This window comes from Streptomyces sp. B3I8, from assembly GCF_030816915.1.
Classification (GTDB): domain Bacteria; phylum Actinomycetota; class Actinomycetes; order Streptomycetales; family Streptomycetaceae; genus Streptomyces.
Genome location: NZ_JAUSYN010000002.1, coordinates 3,590,275 through 3,605,871 on the forward strand (window position 1 = coordinate 3,590,275; position 15,597 = coordinate 3,605,871).

Genomic DNA, 15,597 nt, shown 5'->3' on the forward strand with positions numbered 1-15,597 from the left:
GCGGGGCCGGGACGGCAAGGGCTGAGGCGGCGGGCGGGCCGGTCCTCGTGTGCGGCGCGCACGGCCCTCAGCTCTGCGGTTCCAGGTCCTCCTCCTCGAACACCAGCAGGGTGCGCGTGCCGAGCACCTCCGGGATCGCCTGCAGCCGGGTCAGCACCAGCTCGCGCAGCGCCCGGTTGTCGGAGGTGTGGACGAGGAGCAGGACGTCGAAGTCCCCGCCCACCAGGGCGATGTGCGAGGCGCCCGGCAGCAGCCGCAACTGCTCGCGGACCGTGCGCCAGGAGTTCTGCACGATCCGCAGCGTGATGTAGGCGGACGTCCCGTGCCCGGCGCGTTCGTGGTCGACGCGCGCCCCGAAGCCGCGGATCACGCCGTCGTCGAGGAGCCGGTTGATGCGCGCGTAGGCGTTGGCGCGCGAGACGTGCACGCGTTCGGCCACCGACCGTATCGAGGCGCGGCCGTCGGCCTGGAGGATCTGCAGGATGTCGCGGTCCACCGCGTCCAGCGGACGGGCGGGCAGGTCGGGCCCGGCCGCCTCGGAGAGGGCCTGCGGATCGGCCCGGAGGCCGGCCCCGTCGGCCATTTGTTCAGATGACATGCACCCCCGCCTCTCCGCGATGGACGTCCTGCCCCCATCACAGGCTGTGCAGAACCGTTTGTCCACAGCCTGAAGGCCCCTGTAGCCAAAATGTGCCGACGACCGAACAATCGGTAGGTGAGGCGCGTCACAACCGTGGCGCGCCGCGTAGCCACTCCCACGAGGAGGTGCCGTCATGACGGTCATGGAGCAGCGGGGGGCCTACCGGCCGACCCCGCCGCCCGCCTGGCAGCCCCGTACGGACCCGGCGCCGCTGCTGCCCGACGCGCGGCCGTACCGCGTCCTGGGCACCGAGGCGGCCGGGAGCGCCGATCCCGACCTGCTGCTCCGCCTGTACCGGCGGCTCGTCGCCGGCCGCCGTTTCAACGCGCAGGCGACGGCGCTCACCAAGCAGGGGCGGCTCGCCGTCTACCCCTCCAGCACCGGACAGGAGGCGTGCGAGGTGGTGGCCGCGGCCGTTCTTCAGGACCGCGACTGGCTCTTCCCCAGCTATCGGGACACGCTCGCCGTCGTCTCCCGCGGCGTCGACCCGGTGCAGGCGCTGACCCTGCTGCGCGGCGACTGGCACACCGGCTACGACCCCTACGAACACCGTGTCGCCCCGCTGAGCACGCCGCTGGCGACCCAGCTCCCGCACGCGGTCGGGCTCGCCCACGCCGCCCGCCTCAAGGGTGACGACGTGGTGGCGCTCGCCCTGGTCGGCGACGGCGGCACCAGCGAGGGCGACTTCCACGAGGCGATGAACTTCGCCGCCGTCTGGCAGGCGCCGGTGGTCTTCCTCGTGCAGAACAACGGCTTCGCGATCTCCGTGCCGCTCGCCAAGCAGACCGCCGCCCCGTCCCTGGCCCACAAGGCCGTCGGGTACGGGATGCCGGGCCGCCTGGTCGACGGCAACGACGCGGCGGCCGTGCACGAGGTCCTCTCCGGCGCCGTGCGCCGTGCGCGCGAGGGCGGCGGGCCCACGCTGGTGGAGGCGGTCACCTACCGCGTCGACGCGCACACCAACGCCGACGACGCCGGGCGCTACCGCTCCGACGCGGAGGTCGAGACCTGGCGCGCGCACGACCCGATCGCGCTCCTGGAGGAGGAACTGACGCACCGCGGGCTGCTCGACGACGACACCAGGACGGCCGCGCGGGACGCGGCCGAGACCATGGCGGCGGACCTGCGCGCCCGCATGAACGAGGACCCCGCCCTGCGCCCGGACGACCTGTTCGCCCACGTCCACGCCGGGTCCACCGCCCAACTGCGAGAGCAGGCGGAGCAGCTGCGGGCGGAGCTGGCGGCCGAGGCGGAAGAGGCCGGCCGATGACCACTGTCGCCGCCCGGCCCGCCACCATGGCGCAGGCGCTCACGCGCGCGCTGCGCGACGCGATGGCCGCCGATCCGGCTGTGCACGTCATGGGGGAGGACGTGGGCACGCTCGGCGGCGTCTTCCGGATCACCGACGGACTGGCCGCCGAGTTCGGCGAGGACCGCTGCACGGACACCCCGCTGGCCGAGGCCGGCATCCTCGGCACCGCCGTCGGCATGGCCATGTACGGGCTGCGGCCGGTGGTGGAGATGCAGTTCGACGCGTTCGCCTACCCCTCGTTCGAGCAGCTCGTCAGCCACGTCGCCAAGATGCGCAACCGCACCCGCGGCGCGATGCCGATGCCGCTGACCATCCGCATCCCCTACGGCGGCGGGATCGGCGGCGTCGAACACCACAGCGACTCCTCCGAGGCGTACTACATGGCGACCCCGGGACTGCACGTGTACACCCCCGCCACGATCGCCGACGCCTACGGCATGCTGCGCGCGGCGATCGCCTCCGACGACCCCGTCGTCTTCCTCGAACCCAAGCGGCTGTACTGGTCCAAGGACACCTGGAACCCGGAGGACCCACCGGCCGTCGAACCCGTCGGACGCGCGGTGGTGCGGCGCCGGGGCGGCAGCGCCACGCTCCTGACGTACGGTCCGTCGCTGCCCGTCTGCCTGGAGGCGGCCGAGGCGGCCCGGGAGGAGGGGTGGGACCTGGAGGTCGTCGACCTGCGCTCGCTGGTGCCGTTCGACGACGAGACGGTCTGCGCGTCGGTGCGGCGCACCGGGCGCGCGGTCGTGGTGCACGAGTCGACCGGGTTCGGCGGACCCGGCGGGGAGATCGCGGCCCGGGTGACCGAGCGCTGCTTCCACCACCTGGAGGCGCCGGTGCTGCGCGTCGCCGGGTTCGACGTCCCGTATCCGCCGCCGATGCTGGAGCGGCACCATCTGCCCGGCGTCGACCGGATCCTGGACGCGGTCGGGCGGCTGCAGTGGGAGGCGGAGAACTGATGGCGCAGGTGCTGGAGTTCCGGTTGCCGGATCTCGGCGAGGGGCTGACGGAGGCGGAGATCGTCCGCTGGCTGGTCGAGGTCGGCGACGTCGTCGCCGTGGACCAGCCCGTCGTCGAGGTCGAGACGGCCAAGGCGATGGTCGACGTGCCCTGCCCCTACGGCGGCGTGGTCACCGCCCGCTTCGGCGAGGAGGGCACGGAACTGCCGGTGGGCGCCCCGCTGATCACGGTCGCCGTCGGCGAGTCCGGGACCTCGGCGGGCAACGGGTCGGCCTCGGGCAACGTCCTGGTCGGCTACGGCACGAGCGAGGCACCGTCCCGGCGCCGCCGGGTGCGCCCGGCCGCCGGGCCGACTGGGCGAGACGCGTCGGCTGCGTCGGATACGGCGAATGCACCGACCGAGCGGGCCGAGCGGGCCGAGCAGGCCGAGCGGACCGAGCGGGTCGGTGCCGGGGCCGGTCACGCCTCCGCATCCGGCGAGGAGGCTGGGTCCCCCGTCGCCCCCGTCGACTCCGTTTCCTCCGTCGTCCCCGCCGCTCCCGTCCGGGACGAGAGCGGCCCCGTCGCCGTCATCTCGCCGCTCGTGCGGCGGCTGGCCCGGGAGAACGGGGTGGACCTGCGGAGGCTGTCGGGGTCCGGGCCCGACGGGCTGATCCTGCGGGTGGACGTCGAGGACGCGCTCCGCGCGGACGCCGCCCGCGGCCGCACTCCCGTACCCGCACCCGTTCCCGCCCCCGTGCCGGACGAGGGCGTCGTGCACGGCACCCGGATCCCGCTGCGCGGTGTCCGCGGCGTCGTCGCGGACAAGCTGTCCCGGAGCCGCCGGGAGATCCCCGACGCCACCTGCTGGGTGGACGCCGACGCCACCGAACTGCTGCGCGCCCGTACGGCGATGAACGCCTCCGGGGGGCCGAAGATCTCCCTCCTCGCGCTGCTCGCGCGGATCTGCACGGCGGCGCTCGCCCGGTTCCCCGACCTCAATTCGACGGTGGACCTGGAGGCCAGGGAGGTCGTCCGGCTCGACGAGGTGCACCTCGGGTTCGCCGCGCAGACCGAACGCGGACTCGTCGTCCCCGTCGTCCGGGACGCGCACGCGCGCGACGCGGAGTCGCTCACCGCCGAGTTCGCCCGGCTCACGGAGGCCGCGCGGGCCGGCACCCTGACCCCCGCGGACCTCACCGGCGGCACCTTCACGCTGAACAACTACGGCGTGTTCGGTGTCGACGGCTCCACGCCGATCATCAACCATCCCGAGGCCGCGATGCTCGGCGTCGGCCGCATCGTCCCCAAACCGTGGGTGCACGAAGGCGAACTGGCGGTCCGGCAGGTCGTCCAGCTCTCGTTCACCTTCGACCACCGGGTGTGCGACGGCGGCACGGCGGGCGGTTTCCTGCGGTACGTGGCGGACTGCGTGGAGCAGCCCGCGGTGCTTCTGCGCACCCTCTGAGCGCGGACACGGGCGTACGAGCGAGTGCCCCCGCGACACCACCTGGGGTGCGGGAGCCCATACTCCTGGGGTGACCGCGTACCAGCAGCCCGCAGCGGACGCTGCCGGCGCCTTCGACGCCGTCGTGCTCGCCGGGGGCGCCGCCCGGCGGCTCGGCGGGGCCGACAAGCCGGGCGTCCGCGTCGGCGGTCGGGCGCTGCTCGACCGCGTACTGTCCGCCTGCGCCGACGCGGCCGTCACCGTGGTGGTGGCCGACCCCCGCCCGACCGCCCGTCCGGTGCGCTGGGCGTGCGAGGAGCCGCCCGGCGGCGGCCCCGTCGCCGCGCTCGACGCGGGACTGCGGCACACCACGGCCCCGGTCGTCGTCGTCCTCTCCGCCGACCTGCCGTTCCTCGGCATGGCGACGGTACGGCGGCTGACGGCCGCCCTGGCCGCGAGCGGCGCCGAGGGCGCGCTGCTCAGCGATGCCGAGGGCCGCGACCAGCCACTGGTGGCCGCGTACCGTGCCGACGCCCTGCGCCGCGCACTCGACCGGCTCGCCACCGAGCACACCGAGCACACCGACCGCGGTGGCCACGGCGGACCGCACGGCGCCGGCGGTCACGGCGAGCCCCCCGGTGGTCGCGGCGGGCCGGGCGAACCCGGCGGTCACGGCGCTCTCGCCGGGCTGTCGCTGCGCCGGCTGACCGGTGCGCTACGCCTCACCCGCGCCGGCGACCCCGTCGCGTCCTTCGACTGCGACACCTGGGACGACATCGCCGCCGCCAGAGCACGGATCAGGGAGCATGGGCACGTGTTGGATGAATGGATCACCGCAGTCAAGGACGAACTGGGCATCGAACTCGACGTCGACACCGGCGTCCTGCTCGACCTCGCCCGTGACGCCGCGCACGGCGTGGCCCGGCCGGCGGCCCCGCTGACCACCTTCCTCGCGGGGTACGCGGCCGGACGCGCCGGTGGCGGCCCGGAGGCGGTCGCCGAGGCGGCCCGCAAGGCCGCGGCCCTCGCCCTGCGCTGGGTCGACGAGGACGCGGGCGCAGCCACCGGCGGCGTCCCCGCCGCCACCGGAACCGCGCCCGCCGCGGGTGACGCGGGCCCGACCGCCGCCGACACCGCCCCCACCGCCACCGGGGCCCCCGGGGCGGCCACGGGCGGCGGACCGGTCGGCGACCGCGACGGCACCGGGCCGGACGCCGGATGACCGGGCGCGGTCCGGGGACCGGGAACGGCGGCGAACGGTACGTGGAGGAGGCCTTGGCCATGGCACGCGGCGACGGCGAGGCCCGCCTCGGCGGTGCCCGCACCCGTCCGGCCCTGCCGCAGGACCCCGACATCGAGGAGGCCCTTGCCCTCGTCCGTGACGAGTCCCACCAGTCACCCTCGTCACCGTCTTCACCCCTGTCGCCCTCGTCGCCCGCCGCTCCCGCGGACCCCGGCCCCCGCCGCTTCCCGTCCGGCACCGGGAGTTCACCCGCCGCGCACCGCCACCACCAGGCGATCCCCTGGCCGCGCGCCCGCGCCCTGGCCGAACGCGCCGCCCGCTCCGTGCCCGCGCGGACCCCCGTCACCAGGCCGCTGGACGCCGCCCTCGGCCTTGTCCTCGCCGCTCCGCTGCCCGCCCTCACCGACCTGCCCTCCTTCGACACCTCCGCCATGGACGGCTGGGCGGTCGCGGGCCCCGGCCCCTGGGACGTCCGGGAGGAGGGCGTCCTCGCGGGTCATGCGGGCCTCGGCCCGCTGGACGACGGCGAGGCGGTCCGCATCGCGACCGGCGCCCGCGTCCCACCGGACACCACCGCGATCCTGCGCAGCGAGCACGGTCGCCTCGACGACAAGGGACGCCTGCACGCCTCCCGCGACCCGGCCCACGGACAGGACATCCGCTCGCGCGGCCAGGAGTGCCGCAGCGGCGACCACCTGCTTCCGGCCGGCACCGTGGTGACCCCCGCCGTGCTCGGCCTCGCCGCGGCGGCCGGGTACGACACCCTCGCCGTGCTGCCGCCCCCGCGCGCCGAGGTCCTCGTTCTCGGCGACGAACTGCTCACCGAGGGGCTGCCGAAGGACGGGCTCATCCGTGACGCGCTCGGCCCCATGCTCCCGCCCTGGCTGCGCGCGCTCGGCGCCGAGATCGTGGCCGTGCGCCGGATCGCCGACGACGAGAAGGCGTTGCGCAAGGCGGTCACCCGCTCCGTCGCCGATCTGATCGTCACCACCGGCGGCACCGCCTCCGGCCCGGTCGACCACGTCCACCCCACCCTGGCCGCGATCGGCGCCGAACTCCTCGTCGACGGCGTCCGGGTGCGACCCGGCCACCCGATGCTGCTGGCCCGCCTCGACGAGGGACGGCACCTCGTCGGCCTGCCCGGCAACCCCCTCGCGGCGGTCTCCGGCCTGTGCACGCTCGCCGAACCGTTGCTGCGGGTCCTCGCCGGACGGACGGCCCCGGAGCCGTACACGCTGCCCGTCCGGGAGGCCGTGCAAGGGCACCCGCACGACACCCGTCTGGTGCCCGTCACCGTCCGCGGCGAGTACGCGGTGCCGCTGCGCTTCAACGGCCCGGCGATGCTGCGCGGCATCGCCGCCGCCGACGCGCTGGTGGTCGTACCGCCCGGTGGCACGGGGCCGGGCGCGGAGCTCGAACTGGTGGATCTACCCTGGGCGCTGGCGGGAATCGGGGTATGTCTCGCCTGAGGCCCGACCCGGGCCGACCGAGGACCTCACCTCACGGGCAGTGAACGGGGAGTGTTTCACGTGAAACTTCCGGGCCGGGACGCCATCGCCCGCCAGCCGGACGAGCATCTCGCGACCGCACGGGTGCGGCTGCCGCGGCGGGTCGTGGACCGCCCGATCCGCCAGGTCGGCAAGCGGCTGCTGATGGCGCTGCTCGTTCTCGTCGTCACCGCGCTGACCGTCTGGCTCGATCGGGACGGCTACCACGACAACGTCGGGGACGGCGTAGATCTGCTCGACTCCTTCTACTACGCCACCGTCACCCTCTCCACCACCGGCTACGGGGACATCACCCCGGCCGGCGACGCGGCCCGGCTCGCCAACATCCTCGTCATCACGCCGCTGCGCGTGCTGTTCCTGATCATCCTGGTCGGCACCACTCTCGAGGTGCTCACCGAGCGCACCCGGGAAGAGTTCCGGCAGAACCGCTGGAGGGCGGCCTTGAGGGACCACACCGTCGTGATCGGCTTCGGCACCAAAGGACGCTCTGCGATCCAGACCGTGTGCGCCACGGGCCTGGGCAAGGACCAGGTCGTCGTGGTCGATCCCAGCGTCAAGGCCGTCGACGCGGCCACCGCCGACGGCTACGCGGGCGTGATCGGCGACGCCACCCGCAGCGACGTGCTGCGACGGGCCGAGGCCCACCGCGCCCGCCAGATCATCATCGCCACGCAGCGCGACGACACGGCCGTCCTCGTCGCGCTCACCGCCCGCCAGATCAACCGCGGCGCGAAGATCGTGGCCGCGGTGCGGGAGGAGGAGAACGCGCCGCTGCTGCGCCAGTCCGGGGCGGACGCCGTCATCACCAGCGCCAGCGCCGCCGGCCGGCTGCTCGGGCTCTCGGTGCTCAGCCCCGCCGCCGGTGTGGTCATGGAGGACCTCATCCAGCAGGGCACCGGCCTGGACATGATCGAACGGCCCGTCATAAAGGCCGAGGTGGGCCGGAAGGTGCGGGAGACGGACGACCTGGTGGTGAGCGTCATCCGCGGGCACCGGGTGCTCGGCTACGACGACCCGTCCATCGGCACGCTCCAGCTCACCGACCGGCTGATCGCCATCGTCCGGGCCTCCTCCTCCGGCAACCGGGTGGCCCCCGACCTGCGCCGGATGTCGCAGGACTAGGGTCTTTCGTTTTTTTGGATCAGGCCGGCTGGGAGGCGCGGTGCGTCTTCGACCGACCCGAGCGGGGTCCGGTGCGTGCGGTTGCAAGGCCCGGGTGGGGCACTCCCCGGTCTCGAAGCCACTGACCTCGAGCACGTCCGACAGCGGGGCGTACTCGCGCGGAAACCGGTGGACGACGTTTTCGTCCACCGGCACGAACCCGTAGGGGCAGGTGAAGGTGGCGGAGTCGTGGACGGCGGCCCGGTGGGCGATCCGCCACTGGCCCGCGTCGCGGCTGAGCCGGTCGACGAACCGCCCGTGGACGAGCGCCCCGGGACCGAGGTCGACCTGACCGACGGCGGTGGTCCGCGGGACGGACCGCCCGTCCGGTGAGCCGGCGCGGGCGGCCTGCGGGTCGGTGGAGGGGGAGGACGGCGCGGGGCGCGGATGCGGGCGGGGGCGCGCGGAGTAGCGTCGGCGCCATGCATGCGATCACGATTCCCGAACCCGGTGGACCCGAGGCGCTGGTGTGGGCGGAGGTCCCCGATCCCGTACCCGGCGAGGGCGAAGTCCTCCTCGAGGTGGTGGCCACCGCCGTCAACCGCGCGGACCTGATGCAGCGGCAGGGTTTCTACCCGCCGCCGCCCGGTGCCCCCGCGTACCCGGGCCTGGAGTGCGCGGGGCGGATCGCCGCGCTCGGCCCCGGCGTGTCCGGCCGGGCCGTCGGCGACGAGGTGTGCGCGCTGCTCGGGGGCGGTGGCTACGCCGAGAAGGTCGCCGTCCCGGTCGGCCAGCTGCTGCCCGTGCCCGAGGGCCTGGAGCTGCGGCAGGCGGCCGCGCTGCCCGAGGTGACCTGCACCGTCTGGTCCAACGTGTTCATGGTGGCGCATCTGCGCCCCGGCGAGACACTGCTCGTGCACGGCGGCTCCAGCGGCATCGGCACCATGGCGATCCAGCTCGCCAAGGCGGTCGGCGCGCGGGTCGCGGTGACCGCGGGCACCAAGGAGAAGCTCGACTTCTGCGCGGACCTGGGCGCCGACGTACTGATCAACTACCGCGAGCAGGACTTCGTCGAGGAGGTACGGGGTGCCACCGACGGGGCCGGGGCCGACGTCATCCTCGACAACATGGGCGCCAAGTACCTGGCGCGCAACGTGGACGCCCTCGCGGTCAACGGGCGGCTCGCGATCATCGGCATGCAGGGCGGCACGAAGGGCGAGCTGAACATCGGCACGCTGCTCGGCAAGCGGGCCGCGGTCAGCGCGACCTCGCTGCGGGCCCGGCCGCCGGCCGAGAAGGCGGCGATCGTGGCGGCCGTACGGGAGCACGTGTGGCCGCTGATCGCCGACGGCCACGTACGGCCGGTCGTCGACCGGGAGCTGCCGATGCACGACGCGGCCGAGGGGCACCGGGTGCTGGAGGAGAGCGGACACATCGGCAAGGTGCTGCTGGTGGCGCCGTGAGGCGGCCGGTGTTGTGACGCCGCCGGCGCAGTGACTCGGTCGCCGGCGCCGTGACTCAGGCCGGGGCACGGCGGACGCGGAGGGCGAGCAGGGCGAGGGCGAGGCCCAGGCCGACGAGGACCAGTCCGCCGCCCAGCGGCAGGATCCGCGTCACGGGCGCGGCGGTGGACCGTCGGGGCACGGCGAGCGGCGGCTCGGCGGCGAGGGCCGGATCGTCGGCAGCGGTCTCGCCGGTCGCGGCGGTCCCGGCGGGGCGGCTCGGTTCCCCGGCACCGGTACCAGCGGCCTGATCGCCGGGGCCGAGGCCGGGGCCGACGCCGTCGGGGGCGTCGGTGTGAGGGGGGCGCTCCTTGCCCGCGGCGTCGTCGGACTCCCGCGTGCCGGGGGTCTCGGGAGAAGCGGGGGTCCCGGGGGACGGTGAGCCGGTGACCGCGCTCGCGGAGCCGGTGGGGCGGGGGCCGGGCGCGGAGGGCTCCGGGGCGCTGGTCCCGTCCGGGGCGCCGGGCCGGGGCCCGTCCGTGTCCCGCGACGGTCCGCCGGGGCGGTCCGGACGGTCGTGACCGGCCGGCCGGTCGGGTCGGTCAGGCCGGTCGGGGCGGTCGGCCCGGCCGGGAGGCACGGAACCCGGTGGGGCGGCGGGCTCCGGTGCCGGGGGCCGGGGCCGGGCGGGGGCCTGGCGACCGGGACGCGGGCGGGGCGGAGTGGCGTCCGACGTCCCGGGCTCCCCTGACTCGCCGGACTGCCCGGGTTCCCGGGGCGTGGCGGTGAGCGGGGCCGTGTGCTGGTGGCGCTGGTGGGGTGCGGGCGGGGTGGCGCAGGCGGGCTGCGCGGCGAGGAGTGCGCCCGTCGTGAGGGCGAGAGGCAGAGCCGCCGTGCGCAGGGCGCGGAGCGGAGAGTGGCCGCAGTGCTGCCGTGCGCGAGATGCCGGCCGGCTGTGTGGCCACGGAGTCACCCGCCCCGCCCCCTCCCGTGCTCGTCGGGCAGAAAGATCGGATGCCCTCAGCGTCACACGGGCCGTGCGGTACGGCACGCCGGCGCCGCCCGTTCGGGCAGCGGTCCCGCCGGGGCGGGCCGGGAGCCGGGGGCGGCACGATGGGGTGACGGCGAGGTGCGAGACAATGGCGTCATGGAGATGCCGAGGAACGAACGGTCGCCGGAGAACCCCCCGATCCTGGTTGTCGGCCAGGACGGCATGGCACTCGGCGGCACCGGGGACGACGACTCCCGCGAGATCCCGGTGACGGAGATGGTCGAGCAGCCGGCCAAGGTCATGCGCATCGGGAGCATGATCAAGCAGTTGCTGGAGGAGGTGCGGGCGGCTCCTCTGGACGAGGCCAGCAGGCAGCGGCTGCGGGAGATCCACGCCAGTTCGGTGAAGGAGCTGGAGGACGGGCTCGCCCCCGAACTGGTGGAGGAGCTGGAGCGGCTGTCCCTGCCGTTCACGGACCAGGTGACGCCGAGCGACGCGGAACTGCGCATCGCGCAGGCGCAGTTGGTGGGATGGCTGGAAGGGCTGTTCCACGGCATCCAGACCACGCTGTTCGCACAGCAGATGGCCGCGCGGGCGCAGTTGGAGCAGATGCGGCGGGCGTTGCCGCCGGGCATGGGCGGGGAGGGCGAGGAGGACCCCCGACAGGGCGGCCGCTCCGGCGGACCGTACCTCTGATCCGCCCGTCGGCTTTTTCTGCCCCGTCGACCCTTTCGCCCTTTCCCCTCTGTCACCGACCCCCTGGGAGCCCCAAGGCCCCGGGGGGTCGGCCGTGCGAGGCCCCACCGTGACGCCGACGGTCGAATCAGGCCCGCCGTGACGCGTCGGGCTGCGCGGGGCGGCCCCGCCGTGACGCGTCGGCTACGCCGGGTCGCCCGTGGAGACCGTCAGCTTGATCTTGGGCATGTTCTTGGGATCGACGTCCGTGTCGGCGGCGGGGTACTGGTCCATGACCGTGTCCTCGCCGTAGGTGTTCTCGTCGGTGCGGACGACGTCGTACTGCCAGCCGGCCGCCTGGAGGCAGTCCTTCACCGACGTGAGGTTCTTGAACTGGAAGCTCGGGACGGTGATCTGGTCCGCGTCGGTGTACGACGTGTCCGGCTCCGTGCACTTCGTCTTCTCGATCGTCTTCGTCATGTCCGGGCCCTTGTGCCCGGACTGCCGCGAAGCCTTCTGGGAGGCCGAGGCACGGGCGCGGTCGGCCCGGCTGTCGTTCCCGTCGTCGTTGGAGACGATCAGCGCGGTCACCAGGCCGAGGACGGCGACCACCGCCACGACCACCGACCCGATGATCACACCCCGGTTGCCCTTGGTCCCCGAGCCGCCGGAACCGTTGGGGCCCCCGGCGCCACCGGACCCGGACGCCGGACCCTGCGGCTGGAGCGTGTACGGCGGCGGCGTCGAGGCGCCCTGCTGCGGCGCGTACCCGGCCTGCTGCGGCGGGGTGCCGTAGCCCCCCTGCTGCGGATAGCCGTACGCCGGGGAGTGCGGGCCCGGCACCGGCGCCGGGCCCCCGTACGGGTTCGGCTGGGGCGTCGACGGGGGCATCGGCTGGTACGGCGTCTGCACCGGCCCCGTCGGACCGTTCGGCGCCGACCGGTCGACCGGCGGGAACACCGCGGCCCCGACGCCCGCCCCGGACTGCGCCTGCGTGCCCGCGACGATGTTGGGCGCGGGTTGGCTGACCGCCGCCGCCACCCGCAGGCACTCGTCGCGCATCGCCTCGGCGCTGGGGAAGCGCTCGTTGGGATTCTTCTTCAGCGCGCGGGCGACCAGCGCGTCCACCGCCGGCGGCAGCGAGCGGTTGATCGACGAGGGAGCCACCGGCTCCTCCTGGACATGCGCGTACGCGATCGCCAGCGGTGAGTCCGCGTCGAACGGCAGCCGCCCGGTGACCAGTTGGAAGAGCATGATGCCGACCGAGTACAGGTCGCTGCGCGCGTCCACCCCACGGCCGAGGGCCTGTTCGGGCGAGAGGTACTGCGGGGTGCCGACGACCATGCCGGTCTGCGTCATGGACGTCACGCCGGACTGCATGGCGCGGGCGATGCCGAAGTCCATCACCTTCACCACGCCGCGCTTGGTCACCATCACGTTGCCCGGCTTGATGTCCCGGTGCACCAGCCCCATCTCGTGGCTGATCTCCAGCGCCGCCAGCACGTCCGCGGTGACCTTCAGCGCCCGGTCCGCAGGCATCGCGCCGTACTGCCGGATGTCCGACTCCAGGACCGAGCCGAGGGGGCGGCCCTCGACGTACTCCATGACGATGTACGGCGTGGGCGCGCCCGTGCCGCCGGGGCCGTCACCGAGGGAGGTGTCCTCGCCGGTGTCGAAGACGGAGACGATGTTGGTGTGCGTGAGCTTCGCCACGGCCTGCGCCTCGCGCCGGAACCGCTCACGGAAGGCCTGTTCCCGGCCGAGTTCGGTGTGCAGCGTCTTGATGGCGACCTGCCGGTCGAGCACGGAGTCGTAGGCGAGGTGCACCGAGGCCATGCCGCCCTCGCCGAGCAGATCACGCAGCTGGTAGCGGCCACCGGCCACCGATCGCCCCGCGTACCGGCTCTGGCCGTCCTGGCTCATGTTCTGCGTCCCCCATCGGCGTCGCGGCGGCCGACCAGGGCCCCGCTCCCGCGTTCCCCGCCCGCCTCCGACCGGCGCGCTTCCGACCGGGCGACTGGCTGATTACTGATCGACTGGCTCATTCCCGGCCAAGTCTGCCCCAGGGCACCGACACGTCAAGCTCGGTGCCCGTTCCGTGACCCTACGCGAAAGAAGCGTCGCGCAAGCGTTACCGGTGTCGTACCCCCGGTACACGGAATTTGCACGGAGGGACCCGCGACCGGTTTCATGACCGGTCCACTCGAAATCCAAGGGGGGCCGCCGCCTCGCGCGGAGCCTGTAGCGTGACCCGACGGAAGACCGTGACAACCACCGCGCAGACCGCGGGAAGAAACGACGGCGAGGACTGATGGCACAGACGCAGCGCGCCCAGGGCCCGTCCGACCCCGAGGCGAGTGGCGGCGGCATGTCGGAGACACCGGAGAACTGGGGCAACGGCGGTCTGGTCGGCGACGGCCGGTACCGGCTGACCCACCGGCTCGGCCGGGGCGGCATGGCGGAGGTGTTCGCGGCCGAGGACGTCCGGCTCGGCCGGACGGTCGCGGTCAAACTGCTGCGCGCCGACCTCGCCGAGGACCCGGTCTCCAAGGCCCGCTTCACGCGTGAGGCCCAGTCGGTCGCCGGCCTCAACCACCATGCCATCGTGGCTGTTTACGACTCGGGCGAGGACGTCGTCGGCGGCCAGTCCGTCCCGTACATCGTGATGGAACTGGTCGAGGGCCGCACCATCCGCGACCTGCTGCTCAACGCCGAGGCGCCCGGCCCCGAACAGGCGCTCATCATCGTCTCCGGGGTCCTGGAGGCGCTGGCCTACTCGCACCAGCACGGCATCGTGCACCGCGACATCAAGCCGGCCAACGTCATCATCACGCACAACGGCGCCGTGAAGGTCATGGACTTCGGCATCGCCCGCGCGCTGCACGGCGCGTCCACGACGATGACGCAGACCGGCATGGTCATGGGAACTCCCCAGTACCTGTCGCCGGAACAGGCGCTCGGCAAGGCCGTCGACCACCGCTCCGACCTGTACGCCACCGGCTGCCTGCTCTACGAACTCCTCGCGCTGCGCCCGCCGTTCGTCGGCGAGACCCCGCTGTCGGTGGTCTACCAGCACGTGCAGGACATGCCGGTGCCGCCGTCCCGGACCTCCGACGGCTGCCCGCCGGAGCTCGACGGACTGGTGATGCGCTCCCTCGCCAAGGAGCCGGACGACCGGTTCCAGACGGCGGAGGAGATGCGCGGGCTCGTCCAGTACGGGCTGCAGATGCTGTACGACGAGGGCGGTCACACCGGCACCTGGAACACCGGTCCGGTGGGTGGTCACGACGGCCGGCACACCCCGGCCGCCGGCCTCGCCGGCACGACGGTGCTGCCGCATCCCACCGACTCGGGCACCACGGTCGTCCCGCAGCCGATCCTGCCTCCGTACGGCGGTGGGGACGACGGCGGCTTCGAGGGGCACGGGAACCAGGGCAGCGGGCGCGGCAAGCTGTGGATCCTCGCGGTCCTCGCGGTCGTCGCCATAGTGGCGGGTGTGGCGCTCGCGCTGAACAACTCCGGCGGCGGCGGGGGCGGCGGTGACGACCCCAAGACGTCGCCGACGGTGACGCGGTCCAACAAGGACAAGGGTGACGACCCGACGCCGACGGCCACGCAGAGCGACGACTCCACGGACGAGGACACCGGGTCGAACGCGGGGTCGAACTACGAGGAACCGCGGAAGCCGACGAACCAGTACACCCGGAAGCCGACGAACACCGAGTCCCAGCCGGGCAACGAGGAGTCGTCGCCCGACAGCGCGGTGGGCGGCGCCGGCGGGGCGTCGTCACCGGCCGGCCAGCCGTCCTCCCCGGCGGGCGGCGAGTCGCCCCCGGCCTCCTCGGGCGGCAACGCGGGCGCCGGTGGCGGTGGCGCCGGCGGCGACGACGGGGGCGCCGGCTCGGACGAGGGCGCGGAGGGCTGAACGCACGGCGCCCGACACGCGTGACAGCGGCCCCGGTCGCGGCTTCATCGCCGCGGCCGGGGCCTCGTCGTGCCCGCTGTGAACGGGTGGACCACCGAAACGGGTGGAACGGGTGATTTTTTCCGGTTTCCGGGGGACATCCACCAGGACCGCGATCATCGACCCCGCCGGCGGCGAACTCTTCACGTGACGCGGCTCACCGGGATAACGTGCCCTTGTTCCGGCCCCCTGCAAGGCTGTGACCAGCAACTGTTCCCGACTTCTCGATTTACTTGGAAGCCCAAGCAAAATCGCAGGTCAGAAGGGGTTTCACAGAAATGTGAAGCACTGGGTAACGTGCTGTTCCGCAGGGCGCTCGCCGGGGCACCTGTCAC

General features: G+C 74.1%; 13 protein-coding genes. 10 read left to right on the forward strand and 3 right to left on the reverse strand.

Features of this window, described 5'->3' with window-relative positions:
* Nucleotides 1–67: 67 nt before the first annotated feature.
* Nucleotides 68–598 (reverse strand): Lrp/AsnC family transcriptional regulator, encoded by a 531-nt coding sequence (locus tag QFZ64_RS18080; protein ID WP_307066968.1) that lies wholly within the window; start codon nt 596–598, stop codon nt 68–70.
* A gap of 175 nt (nt 599–773) precedes the next feature.
* Between QFZ64_RS18080 and pdhA the strand changes: the two genes are divergently transcribed.
* The 8 genes from pdhA to QFZ64_RS18120 all read left to right on the forward strand — a co-directional run bounded on the left by pdhA (nt 774) and on the right by QFZ64_RS18120 (nt 9,653).
* The gene (pdhA, locus tag QFZ64_RS18085; protein ID WP_307066970.1) at nt 774–1,910 is read left to right on the forward strand and encodes a pyruvate dehydrogenase (acetyl-transferring) E1 component subunit alpha; all 1,137 of its coding nucleotides are present in this window, start codon (nt 774–776) and stop codon (nt 1,908–1,910) included.
* Entirely contained in the window at nt 1,907–2,911 is a 1,005-nt protein-coding gene (locus QFZ64_RS18090; protein ID WP_307066972.1) for an alpha-ketoacid dehydrogenase subunit beta, read from the forward strand. The genes pdhA and QFZ64_RS18090 overlap by 4 nt, the downstream gene beginning before the upstream one ends.
* Nucleotides 2,911–4,359 carry a dihydrolipoamide acetyltransferase family protein gene (locus QFZ64_RS18095; RefSeq protein WP_307066974.1) on the forward strand — a complete coding sequence of 483 codons (1,449 nt, stop codon included), beginning with the start codon at nt 2,911–2,913 and terminating at the stop codon, nt 4,357–4,359. Before QFZ64_RS18090 ends, QFZ64_RS18095 begins: the two co-directional genes overlap by 1 nt.
* 70 nt (nt 4,360–4,429) lie before the next feature.
* On the forward strand, nt 4,430–5,560 hold the full coding sequence (locus tag QFZ64_RS18100; protein WP_307066977.1) for an NTP transferase domain-containing protein: 1,131 nt from the start codon (nt 4,430–4,432) through the stop codon (nt 5,558–5,560).
* A gap of 59 nt (nt 5,561–5,619) precedes the next feature.
* Complete coding sequence (locus QFZ64_RS18105) at nt 5,620–7,050, forward strand: molybdopterin molybdotransferase MoeA (RefSeq protein WP_307066979.1); 1,431 nt, start codon at nt 5,620–5,622, stop codon at nt 7,048–7,050.
* A 60-nt stretch (nt 7,051–7,110) separates the two neighbouring features.
* Nucleotides 7,111–8,211, forward strand: a complete 1,101-nt coding sequence (locus QFZ64_RS18110) for a TrkA family potassium uptake protein (RefSeq protein ID WP_307066980.1) — start codon at nt 7,111–7,113, stop codon at nt 8,209–8,211.
* Nucleotides 8,212–8,439: 228 nt separating this feature from the next.
* Complete coding sequence (locus tag QFZ64_RS18115) at nt 8,440–8,583, forward strand: hypothetical protein (protein WP_307066982.1); 144 nt, start codon at nt 8,440–8,442, stop codon at nt 8,581–8,583.
* 89 nt (nt 8,584–8,672) lie between these two features.
* Complete coding sequence (locus tag QFZ64_RS18120; RefSeq protein ID WP_307066984.1) at nt 8,673–9,653, forward strand: NAD(P)H-quinone oxidoreductase; 981 nt, start codon at nt 8,673–8,675, stop codon at nt 9,651–9,653.
* A gap of 55 nt (nt 9,654–9,708) precedes the next feature.
* Here QFZ64_RS18120 and QFZ64_RS18125 read toward each other — a convergent pair whose 3' ends face one another.
* Nucleotides 9,709–10,272, reverse strand: coding sequence for a hypothetical protein (locus tag QFZ64_RS18125; RefSeq protein WP_307066986.1), 564 nt, complete (start codon nt 10,270–10,272; stop codon nt 9,709–9,711).
* 507 nt (nt 10,273–10,779) lie between these two features.
* Between QFZ64_RS18125 and QFZ64_RS18130 the strand changes: the two genes are divergently transcribed.
* Nucleotides 10,780–11,319, forward strand: coding sequence for a bacterial proteasome activator family protein (locus QFZ64_RS18130; RefSeq protein WP_307066988.1), 540 nt, complete (start codon nt 10,780–10,782; stop codon nt 11,317–11,319).
* Nucleotides 11,320–11,502: 183 nt separating this feature from the next.
* Here QFZ64_RS18130 and QFZ64_RS18135 read toward each other — a convergent pair whose 3' ends face one another.
* A complete protein-coding gene (locus QFZ64_RS18135) occupies nt 11,503–13,221 on the reverse strand; it encodes a Stk1 family PASTA domain-containing Ser/Thr kinase (protein WP_307066990.1) in 1,719 nt (572 codons plus the stop codon).
* A 388-nt stretch (nt 13,222–13,609) separates the two neighbouring features.
* Between QFZ64_RS18135 and QFZ64_RS18140 the strand changes: the two genes are divergently transcribed.
* Nucleotides 13,610–15,223: a protein kinase gene (locus QFZ64_RS18140; RefSeq protein WP_307066992.1), complete on the forward strand. Its 1,614-nt coding sequence runs from the start codon at nt 13,610–13,612 to the stop codon at nt 15,221–15,223.
* The last annotated feature ends 374 nt before the right edge of the window (nt 15,224–15,597 follow it).